Here is a 19679-nt window from a genome sequence, read left to right on the forward strand (position 1 = left end):
ATTATAAGGCCCCCTTTTTCAGGGAACGCACTTTTATCCATATTTATCAACTTCTTGAACCCATCGATACAAGCTATTCGCTTGAACTTCTAGCTGTAGGCTAACTTTTTTAACAGAAAATTTTTCTTCCGTCACTAGTTTTACAACGGCGATTTTCAATGCTTTATCAAATGAACGTCTTGGCATAATCTAGATCTTCGCCTTCCCTTAATTCTTTGTCTAGTTTATTATACCAACTCCAAATTTATCCACTCCCTAAAAGTCTAACTTTTAGGGTCACTACATTAACTTGAATACAACAAGAGGTGCTTCTATATTTTACCTCAGTTTAGCGGATCGCTTCCAAATTCACTGGATATTATTTAGTTGTGCCGCCTTCAGCAAATTTCACCGGCAAAACCGTACGTTTTTCAACCTCTTTGCCTTCAATCACATCTAAAAGCAGTTCTACAGCCTGGATGGCCATGTCCTGAATAGGTTGCACAATCGTTGAGACCAGATAATCTTCCTCCGCTCTAATGCGCTGCCCATCAAATCCAATCACTTGGACATCTTGAGGTACCCTTCGCCCCATTTTAGACAGCACTCGGCATACTTCTAAAGCCATTGAATCATTGATTGTAAAAATGCCATCAATCAATGGATGGGTAGTCAAAAATGCTGTGATCTGTTCCTCAATACATGCAATCGGTTCGAGCATATTTAACACATCATACCTGATTCCATAACGTTCACAAGACAATTCAAAAAATTTACGGCGATTTTTTGTTTCATTCGGTGTATCTTGATATCCACCAATATATGCTAAGTGATGGCACTGCCTGTCTAGCAACTCTTTAACAGCCAATTCCCCTCCAGCTGCATTGTCAGATGTCACATAGATTACATCTTCAGTAAAATAACGATCAATACTCACAAAGGGAAGATTGCTGGAAATATATTCATCAATATCAGAATAGGTGATACCAATGATACCATCCACTTTATTTTGCATGACCATTTGGATATATTCTCGCTCTTTCTCTGAATTTCCATTAGAGTTACAAAGATAGAGTTTATAATGATTTCTTTCTAAATGACTTTCAACATGCAAAGCAAATTCTGAAAAAAAGGGGTGCCATACACTAGGCAAAATTAAGGCGATCGTATTGGTTTTATTTGTCTTTAACCCTCTTGCGTAAATATCTGGCTGATAGTTTAAAGACTTGATAGCAGTTTCCACTTTTTCTCGTGTGGATTGCTTCACAGAGCCATTATTTAGCACTCTTGATACAGTTCCTACACCAACACCTGCTAGCTTAGCAACTTCTTTCATCGTAGCTTTCACAAAATCCCCTCGCAATCTCTACGATTTATTATAATAGAGCAAGACGCAAAAGACTAGTCCGGGATAAGTGGTCTCTCTGTCTGTTTAGCTAGTGCAAGGCATCCCAAAACGCCTTGCTGGTCATTTAACGCTGCCAATCTCAAGTAAGAATCTTGATCTCCTATTTTCTTATACCCATGATTTAGTTCATCAAATGCACTTTTGATTCTTGGTAATAAATGTGTTTGCTTAAAAACACCACCCCCAAACAAAATAACTTCAGGGTCTAATGTCAAACTCGCATTATACACAGATTGTGCCAAATAATTTGCCACATATGTCCAATGTTCATCCTCTTTTGAGATAAGCTTTCCTAATTTTCCAGTACGTTTTTCTAATGCAGGACCACAGACCATGCCTTCTAAACAATCACCATGAAAAGGACAAATACCTTCAAAATCATCGCCATCCATTCTGCGTATGATGACATGTCCCATTTCAGGATGTGCAGCACCTTGAACGAATGTACCTTGATTGATCGCACCGGCACCGACACCTGTGCCAACAGTATAATACAAGCAACTATGCACATGTTTCGCAGCCCCATATAAGTATTCACCTAAGCACGAAGCATTGACATCTGTCGTTAATGTAACTTGGTTGCAAATATGTTGTTTCAAGTAGCTAAGCAAATCAAAAAATTGCCAATCAACCTTAGGTGTATTGGTGATCCAACCATAAGTAGAAGATTTCGGATCCAGATCTAATGGTCCAAAACTCCCAACACCTAATCCTTTCAAGCTATATTGCTTGAAAAATGTCTGCACAGCGCTGAGCGTTTTTTCTGGAGTCTCTGTAGGAAGCGAAATTTGCTCAATTATTTGGTTTTCTTGATCCGCTACTGCCAATACAAACTTTGTGCCTCCTGCTTCGATTGCACCATAGTATGTCATACCATCACCTGACCTATATCCAACTGTTGGATTATTGCATTTCCAGTTGCTGAGAAAATTAAATCTTTATTCTTTTCTTCTTCATAGAAAGTAGTTGTTATGGTTTCTTGTCCACTAATAAAGACTTCGATCGACGATGTATCACGAAAAATCTCTAACGTTAGACAATCTTCTATTAAAGGAGTCTGGATGGTTCTTTGTGTCAGTATTGGCTGTTCATCTCCTGAGATCACATGGCCAACGTTCTCTCGTGACAACGTCAACGCTTCTTTGTCATAAGAATAACTCAATTGCAATCCAGCCAAGGTGAACGTAAATTCTCTTGCTTCGTTTAGCTGAATAACTAGGCGCAAATATGTGTTGTCTTCTATTACGCGTCGATACACAATCGGATGTTCATTGACTATTATTTGTTCTTCGTTTAATTGAAGGTCTAACGCATCATGGATTTGGGGAAAGGGTTCTTGCACCAAGCGCTCGTTTCTTACATGTAAGGTCCGCGGCAATGTCATTGATCCAGCCCACCGATGGCCTAATACATGGGTTGGCAGTGTTCTGCCCCACATTTGCATCCATGCTATCATGATTCGTTGATTGTCGGCACCAAGCGTCGTTTGTGGCGCGTAAAAATCTAACCCAAAATCGATTTCATGGGACGTTTCTACCTCTAGTTTACCAGTCTGCCAATCCATTTTTCCGATACATGCCATCGTAGAACTGATATTATGGTATTCATAACCATTCTTTTCGATCTGGATTGGTGACAAAATCAACACATCTTTACCATCTAAATGAAATAAATCTGGACACTCCCACATGATTCCTTGAGATGCATCCCCCTCCAGAAGAACGGAGTAAAACTGCCAGTTGAGACAATCTTCTGATGAAAAGAGAAGAATACGCCCTCGATCATGTTCAGTCTTAGTGGCTACAACAGCAAAATATGATTCACCATGTACAAAGACTTTTGGATCACGAAAATCATGAATGCTCCCTTCCTTGCCAAGAATCGATTCTCCAATAACCGGATTATTCTCTAATTTTTCAAAATGGATACCATCTTTAGAGATAGCAATACATTGTGTTTGGTACGTTTTGCCCTCTTCTATCCTATGTCCTGTATACATAAGGTAGAGCAGACCATCTTTTTCGAGCGCACTTCCTGAAAAACAACCATCTTTGTCATACCACTGATCAGGCGCCAGTGCGACTGGTAAATGTTCCCAATGTATCATATCCGTTGATTTGGAATGCCCCCAGTGCATCGGTCCCCACTGGCTATCATAAGGATAATACTGATAAAATAAATGGTATGCGCCTTGAAAAAAAATGAACCCATTCGGATCATTTATCCAGCCAATCGGCGCCATCAGATGATACTGATGGCGGTATTGCTGGTTCACTTGATGTTTGGATTGCGCAATGAAGTGATTTGCCTGTTCTATCGTGTCTTTCCGTTTCTCTGTCAAATTCATTCAGTCCCTTTAATAAAATTATCATAACCGGTTTGCTTGATTTCAAGCCATTCTCCTATTCCCACTCTGCTCAACTCAGCCAAGTAATCTGACCACTCATCATCAATATTGCCATTCGTAATCCATTCTGCACGCTTGCGGTAAATATAATCCCACATATCTGTTTCTATTTTTGCCAGTCGATCTGTTTGATCCTTTTCCATAAAAACTTTTGGATAGATATTTTCATTATTGATATAAGGCAAATAAGTAGCATGCATCAAATCTAAGCGCCACTGTGCATCGTCGGGCATTGTCGTAACCGTGCCATAATAGGTGTTCAGCACAGCCAAAGGTCCGGCTGCTTCAGTTTTTTGTCTCAATTCCCCTGGCGCAACTCCATCCAAAGGCAGATGGTGTAACATCCCATCTTTCAGCTCAAAAATATTTGCTTGTTCTGTGTCTCCATATGTTCCCCAGTTATTTTGTACAGACTGTAATGGCTCATACATTTTGTCGACCCACTTAGCTGTCAGTTCTAAGTTCTTATTCGCACTAGTGATCACGAACCGATCCCTTGAAAAGCCGACACCATTTGTTCTCGTCACATGTTTTCGCCCATCCGGTCCTGCTAATACCGGCAGTACATCGTATTGGTCATTGTCTCCAGTCACATTGGTCTTATCCCAAGTAAAATACACACCATACTTTTGTTCTTTTCCTTTTGCGACGTACGTATTCCAATCCTGTTCAAAAGCCTCATTGTCGATCAAGCCTTTTTGATACATTTCATTAAAGTAAGTGATTGCCTCTTTGTATCCATCTTTATCCGCTGTAAACTGCACATTGCCATTATTGTCGACAATCAAATGATCATCATTGTCCCCTTCACCAAAGGCAGCAAAAAGCATTTTCAAGTCTTCATTTCCACCATCATTGATAAATGAAAAGGGAATCTCATCTGCTTCTCCGTTACCATTAGGATCTTCTGTCTTGAACGCCTCTAATACGGTCATCAATTCCTCCGTTGTCGTCGGCATATCCAACCCTAAATTGTCCAACCATTCTACATTGATCCATGCCATGTCATTGACCGTATGAATCGATTCCTTTCCCTCACCCAATTCTTCAATCCATGGAAAAGAATAGATATGACCATCTGGTGCTGTAGATAATTGACGATATTCGGGGTACTCGTCAAATATTTTTTTCAAATTCGGCATATACTGGTCAATCAAATCTTCAACCGGCAAAATCACACCACTTTCTGCCCAATTAAGTAAGTCATAGTCCCCGGCGCCAGCATTAAATATTGCATCTGGTAAATCTCCACTTGCAATATCTAAATTCCTTTTTTCCGCAAAATCAGCTTTATAGTTGGTCCAATCTATATGAACATTGGTGTCCTCTTCAATTCTTTGAAAAATCAATTTTTCATTGGGATCATTTGGTGCGAGTGCTGCACTTTGGGACATCATTTTTAATGTCACATTTTCAGCAAGCGGAAAACTGATATCTGCTAGCTCATAATCTGGGCTTGACTTTGCGCTGTCCTTTGAACCGCCTCCACAACCAGCCAATAGCAATGAACCTGTTACTAATGTGGTGATCATTCTTGCATTTCTTTTCATTTGTTTCTCTCCTTTAAAAATTTTTTTTATTTTGATGACTTCTTGATATAAACCATACATCCATATCCTATCCTTTGACCGAACCAACCAATACGCCTTTATCAAAATACTTTTGAAAGAATGGATACATGACGATCAATGGCAAACTAGAGATAACTATGGTGGCATATTTGATCAATTCAGCGATTTGTTTCATTTCAGCCATGGCTGTATTTGAGCCTACCATATCTTGAGAAGGCTGGTTTTGAATCAGTATGTTCCTTAAAACTAACTGTAAAGGTTCTAAGTTGGGATTCTTTATATAGATCATGGCATCAAAATAGGCATTCCACTGCCCCACAAACGCATATAGAAATAACACGAACATTATTGGTTTTGCTAAAGGCAGCATAATTTTAAACAAAATTTGCAAGTCATTGGCGCCATCGATCGTGGCAGCCTCAGATAGTTCTTTCGGCAAACTCATAAAGTATGTCCGCGCCAATATGATATTCCAAACATTGATTGCCCCAGGAACGATCAAGGACCAAACGGTATCTAACATTCCTAAATTTTTGATCAATAAATAGGTTGGAATCAATCCCCCACCAACAAACATGGTAATGATGAAGAAAATCATGATGACCCTACGACCCACTAAATCTGGTTTCGACAGCGGATATGCCGTAATCATTGTAATGAATACTGTCAAGAAGCTGAAACTAAACGAATAGAACAATGAATTGAGGAATCCCCTTAAAATAGCATCATCAGCAAACACACGACTATATCCTTGCGTCGTCCAATCTTTAGGATTAAAACTGATCCCCTGATTGATTAAAGTAGCCGGATCCATGAATGAGGCTACGACCACGTATACCAGTGGTACTAGTGTGATTATCACCAAAAACCCAACAATAATACGATTGACCCAGAGCAACTGCCTGTCTATCTTCGTATACATAGTAAGATTCATTTTATTTCCCCCTATAAGCCTTCGCCGTCATTTATTTTTTTAGTTATTCCATTGACAAGCAACAAAAGCACTACGTTGATGATCATATTAAATAACCCCACGGCTGCTGAATACGCATAATCACCAGATTGCAACCCTATTTTGTATACGTATGTCGAAATAATCTCTGAAGTTGGAATATTCATTGACGTTTGCATCAAGTAAGCTTTCTCATAACCAACATTCATGATATTTCCTGCTGATAAAATAAAATTGATAACCATAACTGGTCTGAGCGCGGGCAAATCAATAAACCAAATTTTTTGCAGGATATTTGCGCCATCGATATTTGCAGCTTCATATAAATCAGAACTAATGCCAGCTAAAGTCGCTGTATATAGTATTGAAGCCCAACCCATCCCTTGCCAGATACCAGAAAGAATATAAATTGTTCGAAAATAATCAGGGTTTGACATAAACATAATAGGCTGTCCTGTGAATTTTTCGACGAGCCCGTTAATTGGACCATTTGCAGATAAAAACAAAAAGAGCATACCTACTATAATGACAACAGAAATGAAATTAGGCGCATAAAGTATCAATTGGATTTTTTGTTTGATTTTTTTATTAAGAATTTGATTTAGTGACAATGCCAACAGTATGGGAGGAAAAAAGCCCAATATCAGTCCATAAACACTAATTTTCAAAGTATTGGTTAACAAGACTGAAAAGTTAGGTGAAGAGATAAATGTTCGAAAATGCGCTAAGCCAACCCAGGGACTTTCCCAAATGCCCAGCATTGGGTTGTAATCTTTGAACGCAATGATGGCGCCATACATTGGGAAATAACGAAAAACAATTGTAAGTAAAATGCCTGGTACCATGAGTAAATAAAGCCACTTGTCTTTTGCTACTTTTTTTCTGAGCTTTTGCCATTTTTCTTTTTTTCTATCAGGATTAGCTATGGGTCGTTTTCGTCCCGAAAACTGTTCCTTTATCACTTTTTCCATATAGATCCCCCTTTTTAGAAACGTTTCCATTTTTTGATTTTAAAAAAAGAAAGCATCCAATCTGAAAGTGGAAACGTTTCCCTTTTTCTGCTTTCAGATTAGCACGCCTTCTTTTTCATGTCAATATCAAAATGTATATTGACAGTACAAAAATTTATAGTTGTACAAAACCTATCGCTACATCTGCCTTTCCTTCTGATTTCCAGTCATTTCCAATCAAAGTATTTTTCTTGAGTATTCCCACTGATACGCTCATCAATTCTAACTAAAGGTCATCAAAAACGAATCTTATCTGTCTCACATCAAACCTTGCTTTCTAAACCAGCCACTTTTTGCTATACTGAGTAAGCATATTTGAAATTATTTGTTGTTTATGGAGGAATCATGCAAAAATATATTGGAAACAAAGCCTTTTACCGTACGGTCTTAACGATCGCGATTCCAGTGATGATCCAGAATGCGATCACCAATTTTGTGGGCTTATTAGATAATTTAATGGTGGGACAAATCGGGACTGCACAAATGTCCGGTGTAGCCATTGTCAACCAACTGATCTTTGTGTTTAACTTGAGCATCTTTGGGATCGTTTCTGCGGGTAGTATTTTCGGGACCCAGTTCTATGGGAAGCAAGATTATCATGGGATGCGGGATGCCTTTCGCTTCAAATTGGTGGGCAATTTGTTGATTTGTCTATTTGCGATGGGGTTGTTGTTCTTTGGGCAAGATTTCTTGATTCGTCTCTATTTGCATGGCAGTGGCGATAGTGCTGAGTTGGCTCTTGCTTTGACCTCTGCCAAAGAATTCTTAATCATCCTGTTGTTCAGCCTGCCATTTTTTGCCATTTCTCAAGCGTATGCCAGTTCGCTTAGGGAAATGGGCAAAACGATGGTGCCGATGTTTGCCAGCAGCATCGCCGTAGTCATCAACACAGCCTTGAATTTCTTGCTGATTTTCGGCCTATTCTTCTTCCCTGCATTGGGCGTGCGGGGCGCTGCGATTTCAACATTGATTGCCCGTATCGTTGAATGTGCCATCACAGTCTATTGGGTGCATCACCATGTCGAGGACAATCCGTTTGCCGTTCGGGTCTACCATCAATTCAGCGTACCGCTGCAGTTGGTGAAACAGATTTTGCGTAAAGGTTCGCCTTTGATGGCCAATGAGATCCTTTGGGCAATTGGCCAAACGATGATCGTTCAAGCGTATTCCGTTCGTGGGTTATCGGTGATTGCTTCCTTGAACATTTCTTCTACTGTTTCCAACCTGTTCAACATTGTCTATATGGCGCTGGGCGGTGCAGTTGCTATCATGGTCGGTCAACTTTTAGGGGCTGATAAATTCGATGAAGCCAAGGACAGTGCACGAAAACTGCTCTTCTTTTCCGTCATGAGTTGTCTCGGACTTGGGATTTTGATGATGGTGGTGGCACCGTTCTTCCCAGAAATCTACCAAACTGAACCGGCAGTCAAAAGCCTAGCCAGCCAATTTATCAAAGTCGCTGCGTTATGTATGCCGATGTATGCCTTTAACCATGCCAGCTATTTCATTTTACGTTCTGGCGGCCAAACTTTTATTACCTTTTTGTTCGACAGTGTCTTCACTTGGGTAATCGTTCTGCCGTTGGCCTTTGTACTAAGTACGCATACGACGCTCTCGATCGTCTTGGTTTACCTGTGCTGCCAATTGGTGGAACTGTTGAAGAGTGGAATCGGGTACCGCTTGATCCGCTCTGATCTTTGGGTGAAAAATATCGTGCATTGAGGAAAATGTATGTAATGAAAAAATCGAATCATCAAGATGCATACGCAAACTTGATGATTCGATTTTTTTGTTTCTTTCTATGGGTGTTTTTATGGAAAAATAAAATCAGAGTGAGTATCTAGCGAGAAGTATCAGTTAACAAGTAAATCCATTCCTTAAAGTATTAAAAAATTCACCTATTTACCAATCATCCCCCGATTCACCTATTTGATCAAAACTAATTCATTTTTTTTTAGAATAGAAATCTTGAGTGTCGTTTCAGCCAGCCCATTTCCATTTGGATAGAATCTAATGAATCATGGCTATCTATTATGTGCAATTCGTCATTCCCATATCTGACTTCTTCTCTTTTTTAAATTCCGTTTTTCTTCCTTTCTTCATCTATCACTAATTGCATTAAGGAATCGATTGATCCAAGCGCCAATTCAAATGAAATATTTTTGGCAAAATTATTTTCTTCTTGATATTTTCCCCATTGTTCTGCCAATGATTTGTTTTGGAACAATTGCGGCATCTCTTCGTTGTAAAGATTTGTAAACGAGGCTTGATTTGATCTTTTGGTAAATGTACCATGTATACTTTCGCATAGACTTTTAACATCGATCGGTTCCAACTTTGTAATCATATATAAATCATAAAAATCTTTCATTCTTGAATTGTCTGTCCCAAAACTGAATGTTGCATGCAGCTTTTCAGATAGAATCTGTTCTGTAGGATATGCCGGAATCCGAATTTTTTTATCCTCAAACATTAACTTGTGTTCATAAAATATAGCTTCCGGAATAATAGAGTCGCCTGAAGTAATATCCAATTTAAAAGGAATACGTGCTTTATCTAAAAGAGCGATAATTTTTGCTTGAAATCCTGGATAAAAATCTGCTTCTCTGGTTTCTGATAAACTTTGAAGTTCAAACTGAATTCCTTCTTTTGTTGGACGGGCCGTTAGTTCCTTAAAAACCTCTATTAATTTCTCTTTTGTCAGATTTGAATTTCTAAAAGTGGTATCAATATCTACAGTCGAGCGGTTCTCCAATCCGTATTTGGAACCAATTAAGAACCCACCTTTCAAAACGAAATCATCTTGATAATCAGATTCCGAAATGCACTCAAGTAGCTTTTCCATCATAAAGTACCTTTGGACAATTTGCGGATTTAGGTGTCTTTCCATCGCAAAATTTCGCGTTTTTGCTTTAAACTGCTTGGGGTTCACTCGTTTCCGCCTCCTAATATAATGGTACCATATAAGATTTCATTTCTTTGGGTGACTTCAAAGTTTGCATGTACTTTCTTAACTTATTTGTATCTCTATTAGGGGAACTCATGTATTCTTTTAAAGCTTCTTGTTTTACTTCTGCACTTGCTTTATATCTTGAATTCCACATATCACATAGGGTTCTTTCCAGATCATAAATAATGATTTTGTTCCCATAAAAGCTTTCTTTTTCTGTTAATCCTAATTCGTATGTTTCTTTTGTTGTATAGTGGGGATGAATGGCATATTTTTCCAGACGTTCTTTTGGAACATGGTATCCCTTTGGAAACATCATATTTATTTTTTGGGGAATATAGGTGCCGATTTGATTAATATCTAGTACTGTTTCGTGAGAAAATATGCCTTTGGGATACATACTTTGAGCCAAGTATAGTTCATCAATAAACGTATCTTTCATCACATAAAATCCTGGCGCTACCTTCTCAATTTCATCAGCTTTAACCAATCTATCTAATGTCATAGGTAGAATTCCCTCTTTTCGGGCATCTTTCAGAGAGAGATTGCCACTATATTTATCAAAAACATTAGTAATTTTTTGATTCAAAATAACCCCTCCACTCGTTAATTATAAACTAACTAAATTATACTACGTTAGTTTATTATTAACAATAAGATGGAATAGTTTCAGGAATAAAGATAACATATAGTTATTACCAATCAAATTTCGAAAAGCTTATACGTTTATTATTATATAGTTAATCCCATATGTGATTTTACTGCAAAGAATTTCTTTTTTTCACAGAACAACTTAATCAAAATCAGCAAAAGAATCGCCTTTAACTATAAGCCTTTCGCCATCTTTGTAAACGTGTCATAAGTCAGAAGAATCTTCACGCGATCATTTAAAATAAAAAGAGGAATACCGACGCGCGACTCTCACATCATTGAACCAAAACAACACTTTTAGATTCATATCCCAAAACAAACATTCAAATATTATTAGACAGTCATCACCATCTCCAACTGTTTCGTCAAAATCAATACTTGATTTTCTAAAATGGAAATTCTGAGCAACGCTTCAGCCATATCTTTTTCCGTTTGTGAAATGTCCGCTGATCCGTGATTTGAGGTTTTCGGTTTCGATGCATATCGTTTAGGCAGATCTGTTTGTTCGTACTTCTCAACTAGTCGGAAGACATTATCGTCTTCCACGGCTACTTGTGTCCGCGTGAGCAGTTCTCCATCTTGGTTTGCACTCTTAGTATGCAAAGTAAACATCCCTTCTAACGCATTGGGTCCTATCACATATCCTGAAGCTTCTTTGACAATCATCCCTGTTTCACGTAACCAGCCATAAAATGTCTTTTGGTTGAATCCATGTGCTTTTTTTATTTCATGCAGTTTCATCTAAAGCCTCCTAAAAAATGATTTACCTGCTCATTCAGCCTCTATAAAGCAATACGTAAAACCTCAGCAATCACTTCATCAATAAATCCTTCTTGTGAAGCCACTCTTTGGGTTGTCTGCATGTCCTTAGCTAACTGTTGCAAGTGCTCGTTTTTGATCAAGCGTAACTGTTTCAAACGATGGATGACGCCTACTTGCTGCACCCCATACCTATGATAATTTGTTTGGTTCATGCCCACGATTTGGCACTGATTTGGAAAGAGATCCAACATTTTTTGTGCCATAACCAAACCTTCTGGATCAATGTCACCGACATACATCAATTTGCTGTGACTGTCAGCTAGTTTTCTTAATAAAGTAATCACAGCATAAGTAAACTGACCACTGGAACAAACCATGGCTACATGTGGAAGCTGTTCCAACAGAATTGAATAAACTCCTGAATTTTCCACAATAAGTACATGCTCCCCTTGAAAGGGATGGATCTGATCCACTTTCAAAATCTCCTTTAACGGTACATTCCAAGAACAACTTTCTTCGCAGGCGGCTTTCCACATTTGCTTCTGTTCGTTGTTGGTAGAAGCAGTTAGTCCACGGATCGATACCGCATTCATGATGTCGTCTTTCAGCAAATAGAATTGATTCAAAAGTTGATTTTTACCTTCAATGATAGTGCACTCCGCCCACTGAAGTGCACTTTTTTTGGCTAACATTTGCAGTAATAACCGGCCAGCTGGCTGGTTATCATCAAAGGCATGTGGATTTTTGGTTATCTGATAAGCAAATACGGGCAACCTTGTATAGACTGTTGGCAATTGAGCCAAACCTCGCTTCACAAAATCAAAGGCTGTGAAATCTTTCAATTTGAACCATTCTTTCAACTGATGTTCATCAAGCAATTGTGTAAATTCTGGGCTAATCTCATCGATCCTTTCAATAAATAATTGATAATTTGCTTGTTCTTGCGCTAACACGATCGTTTTTTCCAGTAACGGCCCTTTCAAAAGAACGACAAAATCTATCAAGGACATATCGAAGATACTGTTTCGTAATGTTGTTTCAAAAGCGTGCAAATTTAGACTCTTCTTTTTATCCCACTCAATTTTCGTCATACCCAACATGCGGTATAAGGGCTCTTGATCGTAGGCATCCACTTGTTTTTTGCCTATTGTCCGTCCAAAATCGCTATTCAGATAGTACCTTTTCCATAGGATAACCGCAATCTGTTTGAAAATAGGCGGGGAAAAAAATTCATTCGGTGTCATATATGCCATCTCCTAGTCTCATTTCTTTACGCGATCCATTCCAATAGTAACAAATCGGTGTGACCAGATTGATATTTTGTGGACGCAGCAGTTCATAGACCATAAGGGCAGACACAGTTGGATAGTCACCAAATAACGCTTGTGAGTTCATAACGTAATTGAATTCCAGCTGTTCACAGGCTTTGAATAATTCCCCGATATTATTGTCATCGATCCCTGCAAATGCCTCATCTAGCGTAATCACTTTGGGACATTCTGCCTTCGCATCACGGTAACGCGAAGCGACTGCTGTAAATAGCGGCAAATACATGGAAATTGCCTTTTCTCCTCCACTGAATTGATTAAATTTGCGGTCAGTAAGTACTTGAGCCTGATAATGTTCGTTCGCCCTGCGGAAACGCAATTCAAATTCAAACCAATCTCGATAATCCAAAACTTGCGCGATTGCTTGAAATAAAGTGTTGCGTTCTTCTGGATTTTGTTGCACGCGTTCTTGTGCATAAGCGACTTTTTCTTGAAAATGACGGGCAATGGCTTCGCGGTCTTCTTCTCGCAATAGCTCTGTCTGTTTTTGCAATAGGGAGACCAGCTGTTTGGTGCCTAAATCTTTTTCAGACATACTAGAAAGAGGCTTCCATACGATAGACAGAGAAAGTCCTGATGAATTCTTTTGTCCTTGTAAAAGCTCATTCATTTGTTTCACCCATAACATAGCGGTTTCGATTTTCCTACGCAATATCGTTCCTACTGATTCCAAGATAACCCGTTTAAAGAGACGCTCGTCATCTTTTTTCAATAATTCTTTTAAGGTGATTTGTTGTTCTTTCAATTGTGTAGAAAGATCCATCACATTTACTTTTTGTCCTTCAAACTGGAAAAACACTTCTTTATAATGATTGAATTGACCGTATTCACCAATCAGTTGCTCATCTGGCATCGTCAATTCAATTCCTGTGTGATTCAGCAATTGTGGTTTATAGTTTTGCAATTGATCTGATAAAAAGTTAAATTGACGCATCATATTGCTTTCTAACTCTTTTATTCTCTTACTGTCTAAGGGCTTCTTTTCTTGTTTCGCAAAATCTAACAGATCTTCAGGCGCAATAGCACTCTTTACTTGAAGCAATTCGCGCCAGTGTTTTTCTTGAAAAACAAGCTGTTGCTGTTGTTTCGCACCACTTTCTAGTTGCGTGGTTTTGCTGCTTTCATCTTTATTCAACTGGATATTTTGCGCCGCAAACACTTTTTGTTCTTTTTTTCGTTGCACCTGTTCCTTTCTGTTTTCGGCTAGTCGTTGCTGCAGTTCTTCGACATTCACCAATTTTTGTTGGGCTAAGTTGTCTTCACGCAGCGCTGCACATATTGTTTGACTATCATTCAATTCGTGTAAATCCTGGAGGGACAGCGCAGTCTCTTCTTCTTGCGTGTCGATATAGGTCTTGCTTTGTTCGATCAGCAATTGTTGGTTTGCAATGTCTTTTCCATACCTATAGGCATCCTCAATATTCGCTGAATAGTTGTCGATATAGCGCAAAGCATCTTCATAGCTATCTAATGTACATTTGAAAGTATCTTGTGCTGTCTTTTCATGCAGTTGTATGTTTAGGCTATTTAACAAGATCTGATGTGTGTCGAGTTGCTGCTGCACCCGTGCAAAATTGACTTCTTCACCTTTTCTTTCATTTTGATTCTTTTCAATATAGAAAATGGCTTGATAGACTTCTGTTCCTTTGGGGTGTTGCTGAAAATCATCATGCAACTGTTCTTCCGCCAATTGTAATTGTTGTAATTGCTGCGTTAATTGTGCTTGTTCTGTTTCAATGGCTAGCAGCTCTTCTTCTAATGCAACAATACGTTGCTGTCGGTATCGTTCTTGATTGGTTGCACCGATATAGCTGGCCTGATAATCCTTCGGTGCTGCCCCTCTTAAATTGGCAATTTGGTAGCTTCCTTCTTGAGAAATCATTGGTACTCTTTCATTCACTTCATCTAAGACAATACTTTGCAACACATCCGCGACAATGCTTTGTAATTCTGCTGGCGTATCAGGAGTCATTTCTAGAATATCCGCCAATGTTGTTGTAAAAAACTGTGGATTTGGCAGAATTTGGATATCTTCATCGACTGCCAGCCCATCTTTGGCAATCAAACTGTCGAGAATACCTGAAGCATATAGCGCACCTTCAATATTGTTGACTGATTGCTGATCGACTTCCTTTTTAAAATCAACAGCTTGGTAAAAAGGGATATATAAATCTTCCAGCCTTTGACGGTTGGCTATTCGTCCACTGACGCGCGCTGGTTCAGGCATTTTTTGTGCTTGCCAGTTACGAATGTCTGCTTTTATTTCCTGACAGGCTTCTTTTAACTCCTCTTGGCGATTGCCGATTGGTACACGAAGGCGTTGGTTTGCTAATAATGCTTGTTGAAAACTCTGATAAAGTGGTTCAACGACTTCATGCTCTGGCAGCTCTTCTTCCCCTAAGCGATCCATTAGAAACAATAATTGCTTATAGGCTTCTTCCGTAACATTAAAGTGCACATCTTGGCGCCACTTATCCGTCGCTGTTTTCCATTTTTCAATTTCAACAAGTCGATTTTGTTGCCACTGCCGAATTTCTCGCAACAACTTATCGATTGTTTGTTGGCTGTCTCCCAACTCTCGGTCTAGTCGTTGTACCTCCTTCGCTAGTGCAGTCTTTTTTTCCAAGTCTTTCAAGACTTGTGCATAATGCTGTTTCTTTTTATTTATTTCTGATTTCCAGTAACGGATATCTTGCTCTGCAGGTTTTTGCTTTAGTTTTTCTGGATACTGATTATCAATGGCGTCTAAGCCTAAAATAGCGACATATTGTTGGTTGTCTTCCAGTGCTCCATCGAACTCTTTTTGTAACCTTTCTTGTTCGATAATGTAGCTTTCCAAGTCTTTTTTTTGTTTGGATAAATTTTGTTGTTTTCTTTGCAGTTGTTCTTGCTTCCCCTTAATTTGTTGCGCGATTTTGTCTAATTGTTCTTTTAACTCCTGGCCTCGGGCAACCAGATGAAAGCCTTCATGTTGAGTCAATTCTTGGATACTTCTCTCGAGTATGTCTATCCTGAGCTCATTGGCGGCTAATTGTTCTTGATTCTCACTGATGCTTCGTTGCAATTGATCGACTTCTTGTTTCAACTGATATTGGCTCTGTTCTAGCTGCCGCTTTTGTGCATATACAGTGTACCAATGGGTGGCCACTTGACCGATAAGTTCACTATTTAAGTCTTGATAGACACGGGAAAAGCGGGTCAATTCGCGGGTTTCGTTTTGCAAGTCTTCCAAGCGTTCCCGGTGGCCGTCAAGCTGCTCAATGGTGCGCGACAAGGATAGAAGGTCATCTTCTTTGAGCTTTGGCAATGAATCTCTTAAAATACCATAGATCACAGAAGGACGATAATCTTTCGACAGTTTTGGGGAACGCAGATTGATCAATAAAGCAATCAACTCATCAAATTGCTCAATCGTTTCAAAGCCAAAAATATGTTCATTGACATACTGTTTGTATTCTTTTTGTGAATCAAAAACTTTCCCTTTTCCTTCAAGACGATTTTTCAATTTTTTCTTGGATAAAGGCAGGATTTCGTCTGCTCTGGGTACCTCAAACAACTCTAGATCGATCCCAATTCGCTGATTGTTTTCCAAAGCAAAGAACCATTTGTTCAAGCGGCTCCCTCGATTGGATACCGATAAGCCGATACCAATCGTCAAGTATTCTTGCCGATTGCTGCGTTTGACTTCTAAAAATAGGTACCCCGTTCCATCATCACGATCGGAAACACCTTTTTCACCTAACAAATAGTCTTCCATTTTGCGGTCTCTTGAACCAAACGAATCCAAGCGATAGGCACTTGTATCTCCGTCAAATAGAACGGGAAACAAACTTTGCATCGTCAGTGACTTGCCAGAGCCATTGGTGCCTCGAAGCAGCATGTGTCCGTTTGCAAATTCAAAAACTTGATTTTGATAATACCAAAAGTTGATCAGTCCTACACGATTGAGTATCCACTTATTCATTCTCTGTCCTCATTTCTGCAATCATTCGTCCAAAAACCGGATAAATCTTCACTTGGTTCTCTGCTTTTTCAAGCAGCTGCCAATTTTCTCCACGATGAAGAATGACTTGGCTTAGTTGTGCGCAACTCATTTCTTTAAATTCTTTGGACCAAAAGGCTTGATATTTCTCTTGAAGTGTTTTGATTAGAGACTCCCATTGTTCTTCATGCAACAGCACGATGCCTTGATAATCTTCTTGTAGCGTAGATTGCCGCAAAAGCGTAGCTGTTTGGATCAATAGGTCATCGATCACTTGTCGACTAGGAAAAACTGCCTTCGCAGCATCTCTGCCCTCTGTCGTAAAAGCGGCATAGTCACGATATAGTTCAAAGCTAAACTCGGTATTTTCTTCTAAAAAATCTTTCATATATCGGGCATAATTCCTTAGTCGACTAAATTCTTCTTCTGTCTCCTCACTTCTCATCAAAACTGGCTCCATCATCAATCGTTGATAAAGCAACTGATTTATTTCTAAACCACGACTTTCTTGTAAATCTGCCCAAAAAGCGGCAAAATCCGAGTATTGTGTATATGATTGTGGCGCTCTGGCCAAAAAAGAACGGGCTTGTGTTGTTGTCGCAAATAACACTTCTTGATTCGCTTCGCTATGTTCAAAATACGCAGTATCTCCTTGAATGGTTTCTATCAAACGTAAAGAAATCAATTTTCTTAAGACACGGACTAAACTTTTGCGTTGATTATAATTTGTCCAATCCAGCAATAGTTCTTCAGGGGCCAATAAGCCAAGGCTCCGAATGAGTTCATCCAGCATAAACGGAGTTTCTGCTTCTAAATCTTCCACATAGGCCATCGCAAGACAAAATAAAGCATAGTCTGCAGGTTCTTGAAATCCGATATCTCCCATCCATGGAGCGAGGCGATGGGGACGTTTCAATAGCTGGATATATTGCGGACGAATAATCAAATTCATACCAAACCGCTGACGCAACTCTTTTTGCAGCTGTCCTTGATGACGGCGAAGAAAAGAATATTGCTCTGGTGCGTCTTCACGAATAATCCAAAAATGTTCAAATAACAATTGCATAGCTTGACTCATTTGTTCGCCGTTCATTCTTTCACCATCCTCACTGTAGGCATCTCTAGAACTCCGTCTTCACAGATAATTTGAATGCGTTCCTTTTGCGAAACGAAAACTGTCACTAAATAATCAAACTCTGTTGTGATCTTTTGCTGATAATGATGCTTCTCTTGTTGATCAGTTGTCTGTTTGATTGCAATAGCTTGGCTGATCCATTTTAAAAAGACTTTTCGTGAGTAAGTATCCAGTACTTTAATATCACGAAAATCCAATGTGCCTTGTACGAAATAACTGGCAACCTTTTGTTGTTGTTGCTGTATTTCTTGCTGATATTGTGCAATCTGTTCTGCTTGTGTTTTACGGTTAAGTTTGACACTTGACACTCTTCGTTCAGTTCTGCTTCCTTTGCCGCGATGCCTTAGCGGAAGCACAGCCGGCGCCAATGTCCAGCTATTTTCCCTTGTGCTAGTAGCTTCACTGGCATCAGTCACAAAATAATGACGTGTGTGTTCGATACCAAAGATCCCTGCATACATTTTTTTTGCTTGATCGAGGTCCGAAGCTGTTGCAAACCATTTGGCTATGTGCTGATAGTCTTTTTTTCGACTTTGATACTGATGCACTTCTTGACTGAAGTAATAGATTAGTCCTGTTATTTTGGAAATCATCTGATCCGTTTGTTTGATCAAATTTTCATATTCACTGGGTCTTTCCTGGCTATCGATGAACCAATAATATAGCGCTATCATTTCGCCCTCGATTTGTTCTGCGATATCCGCTTTGCTTATGCTATTCATCGTCGGCACTTCTTGTTCTTTTTGGTAGGCCTCTTCGATCAATCGTTCGCGATCGATCAGTTCTAACTTTTTGATGACTTTCACAAACGAAAAGTAGAGATTCTGAACACTGCTGATAAATTCTCTTAAATAGTTGACAAATTTATCTTTGTAAATCAAAAATTCTTCTGTTTTCATTCGACTATCGACTTCAGGACTCGTGATATAACCAATATAATTCGATGTATCTTCACCGATTCTTTTGAACTCCGCTCTGATTTGCCCCCAAATATCGATGTAGGGTCCTTGGCAATCAATCAAAGACGCTAATAATTCGAGCAATCGTCTAAAGCTTTGTTCATTCAAAGCACCACGAACCGAATGTTCACGATGGGTGATTTGATAAACAAGTTCTTCTACCAAAACACCATCTTCTGAAATTTGATACCGAAAGTTTTTGTTTCTGTATTCTTCAATGGATTTTGGTCGGAGCATTTCTTGTTGTTTCTGTAAATTGCCCCAAGAGACAAGATTTTCTAAATCATTGTCTAGGTCCAACTCTGAATAGTCTTCCGCGTACTCTTCTTTCATCATTTTAAAAATTTGCGGCCGATACAATGTACCTTGCATCTGTCGATGGCGTTTGTAAAAGAAGCGCATGATCAGTCGATAACGTCCGACATTATCGACATTTAGATAATTTGTCACTTGAATTTTCTCCAACCCTGCCACTTTCATCCCTCTTTTCATGAATGATTTACTCAAAAAGATGTTAATTCATTTATATTTCTAACAGTTTTACTACATTTTTATAATACCCATAATGACAAACAAAGTGCAAGA

Annotated in this window: 14 protein-coding genes and 1 pseudogene; 1 reads left to right on the plus strand and 14 read right to left on the minus strand. The window is 39.1% G+C overall.

Features of this window, described 5'->3' with window-relative positions:
• Positions 1-11: 11 nt before the first annotated feature.
• The 7 genes and pseudogenes from A5886_RS15115 to A5886_RS15145 form a co-directional block, all read right to left on the minus strand.
• Positions 12-186: pseudogene (locus tag A5886_RS15115) on the minus strand (transposase); the annotation flags it as partial.
• 172 nt (positions 187-358) lie between these two features.
• A complete protein-coding gene (locus tag A5886_RS15120) occupies positions 359-1327 on the minus strand; it encodes a LacI family DNA-binding transcriptional regulator (protein ID WP_054114366.1) in 969 nt (322 codons plus the stop codon).
• Between the two features lie 53 nt (positions 1328-1380).
• Positions 1381-2259, minus strand: coding sequence for an ROK family protein (locus A5886_RS15125; RefSeq protein ID WP_086275869.1), 879 nt, complete (start codon positions 2257-2259; stop codon positions 1381-1383).
• Positions 2256-3734, minus strand: a complete 1479-nt coding sequence (locus A5886_RS15130; RefSeq protein WP_086275870.1) for a glycoside hydrolase family 32 protein — start codon at positions 3732-3734, stop codon at positions 2256-2258. The genes A5886_RS15125 and A5886_RS15130 overlap by 4 nt, the downstream gene beginning before the upstream one ends.
• Positions 3731-5344: an ABC transporter substrate-binding protein gene (locus A5886_RS15135; RefSeq protein ID WP_086276084.1), complete on the minus strand. Its 1614-nt coding sequence runs from the start codon at positions 5342-5344 to the stop codon at positions 3731-3733. The genes A5886_RS15130 and A5886_RS15135 overlap by 4 nt, the downstream gene beginning before the upstream one ends.
• Positions 5345-5411: 67 nt before the next feature.
• A complete protein-coding gene (locus tag A5886_RS15140; RefSeq protein WP_054114370.1) occupies positions 5412-6299 on the minus strand; it encodes a carbohydrate ABC transporter permease in 888 nt (295 codons plus the stop codon).
• A gap of 11 nt (positions 6300-6310) precedes the next feature.
• Entirely contained in the window at positions 6311-7288 is a 978-nt protein-coding gene (locus tag A5886_RS15145; RefSeq protein ID WP_086275871.1) for an ABC transporter permease, read from the minus strand.
• 384 nt (positions 7289-7672) lie between these two features.
• Here A5886_RS15145 and A5886_RS15150 point away from each other — a divergent pair, with 384 nt between their 5' ends.
• The gene (locus tag A5886_RS15150) at positions 7673-9049 is read left to right on the plus strand and encodes an MATE family efflux transporter (RefSeq protein WP_086275872.1); all 1377 of its coding nucleotides are present in this window, start codon (positions 7673-7675) and stop codon (positions 9047-9049) included.
• Between the two features lie 352 nt (positions 9050-9401).
• Here the strand turns inward: A5886_RS15150 and A5886_RS15155 are convergent, their stop codons facing one another.
• The 7 genes from A5886_RS15155 to A5886_RS15185 all read right to left on the minus strand — a co-directional run bounded on the left by A5886_RS15155 (position 9402) and on the right by A5886_RS15185 (position 19586).
• Positions 9402-10259 (minus strand): nucleotidyl transferase AbiEii/AbiGii toxin family protein, encoded by an 858-nt coding sequence (locus tag A5886_RS15155; RefSeq protein ID WP_086275873.1) that lies wholly within the window; start codon positions 10257-10259, stop codon positions 9402-9404.
• 13 nt (positions 10260-10272) lie between these two features.
• The gene (locus A5886_RS15160; RefSeq protein ID WP_086275874.1) at positions 10273-10866 is read right to left on the minus strand and encodes a type IV toxin-antitoxin system AbiEi family antitoxin domain-containing protein; all 594 of its coding nucleotides are present in this window, start codon (positions 10864-10866) and stop codon (positions 10273-10275) included.
• 395 nt (positions 10867-11261) lie between these two features.
• On the minus strand, positions 11262-11669 hold the full coding sequence (locus A5886_RS15165) for a hypothetical protein (RefSeq protein WP_086275875.1): 408 nt from the start codon (positions 11667-11669) through the stop codon (positions 11262-11264).
• Between the two features lie 41 nt (positions 11670-11710).
• Positions 11711-12934, minus strand: a complete 1224-nt coding sequence (locus A5886_RS15170; RefSeq protein ID WP_179190059.1) for a DUF2399 domain-containing protein — start codon at positions 12932-12934, stop codon at positions 11711-11713.
• Positions 12921-16982 (minus strand): TIGR02680 family protein, encoded by a 4062-nt coding sequence (locus A5886_RS15175; protein ID WP_086275877.1) that lies wholly within the window; start codon positions 16980-16982, stop codon positions 12921-12923. Before A5886_RS15175 ends, A5886_RS15170 begins: the two co-directional genes overlap by 14 nt.
• On the minus strand, positions 16975-18093 hold the full coding sequence (locus A5886_RS15180; RefSeq protein WP_086275878.1) for a TIGR02678 family protein: 1119 nt from the start codon (positions 18091-18093) through the stop codon (positions 16975-16977). Before A5886_RS15180 ends, A5886_RS15175 begins: the two co-directional genes overlap by 8 nt.
• A complete protein-coding gene (locus tag A5886_RS15185; protein WP_256926243.1) occupies positions 18090-19586 on the minus strand; it encodes a TIGR02677 family protein in 1497 nt (498 codons plus the stop codon). Before A5886_RS15185 ends, A5886_RS15180 begins: the two co-directional genes overlap by 4 nt.
• Between the last annotated feature and the right edge of the window lie 93 nt (positions 19587-19679).

It is taken from the genome of Candidatus Enterococcus testudinis, assembly GCF_002140915.1.
GTDB classification, from domain to species: domain Bacteria; phylum Bacillota; class Bacilli; order Lactobacillales; family Enterococcaceae; genus Enterococcus_D; species Enterococcus_D testudinis.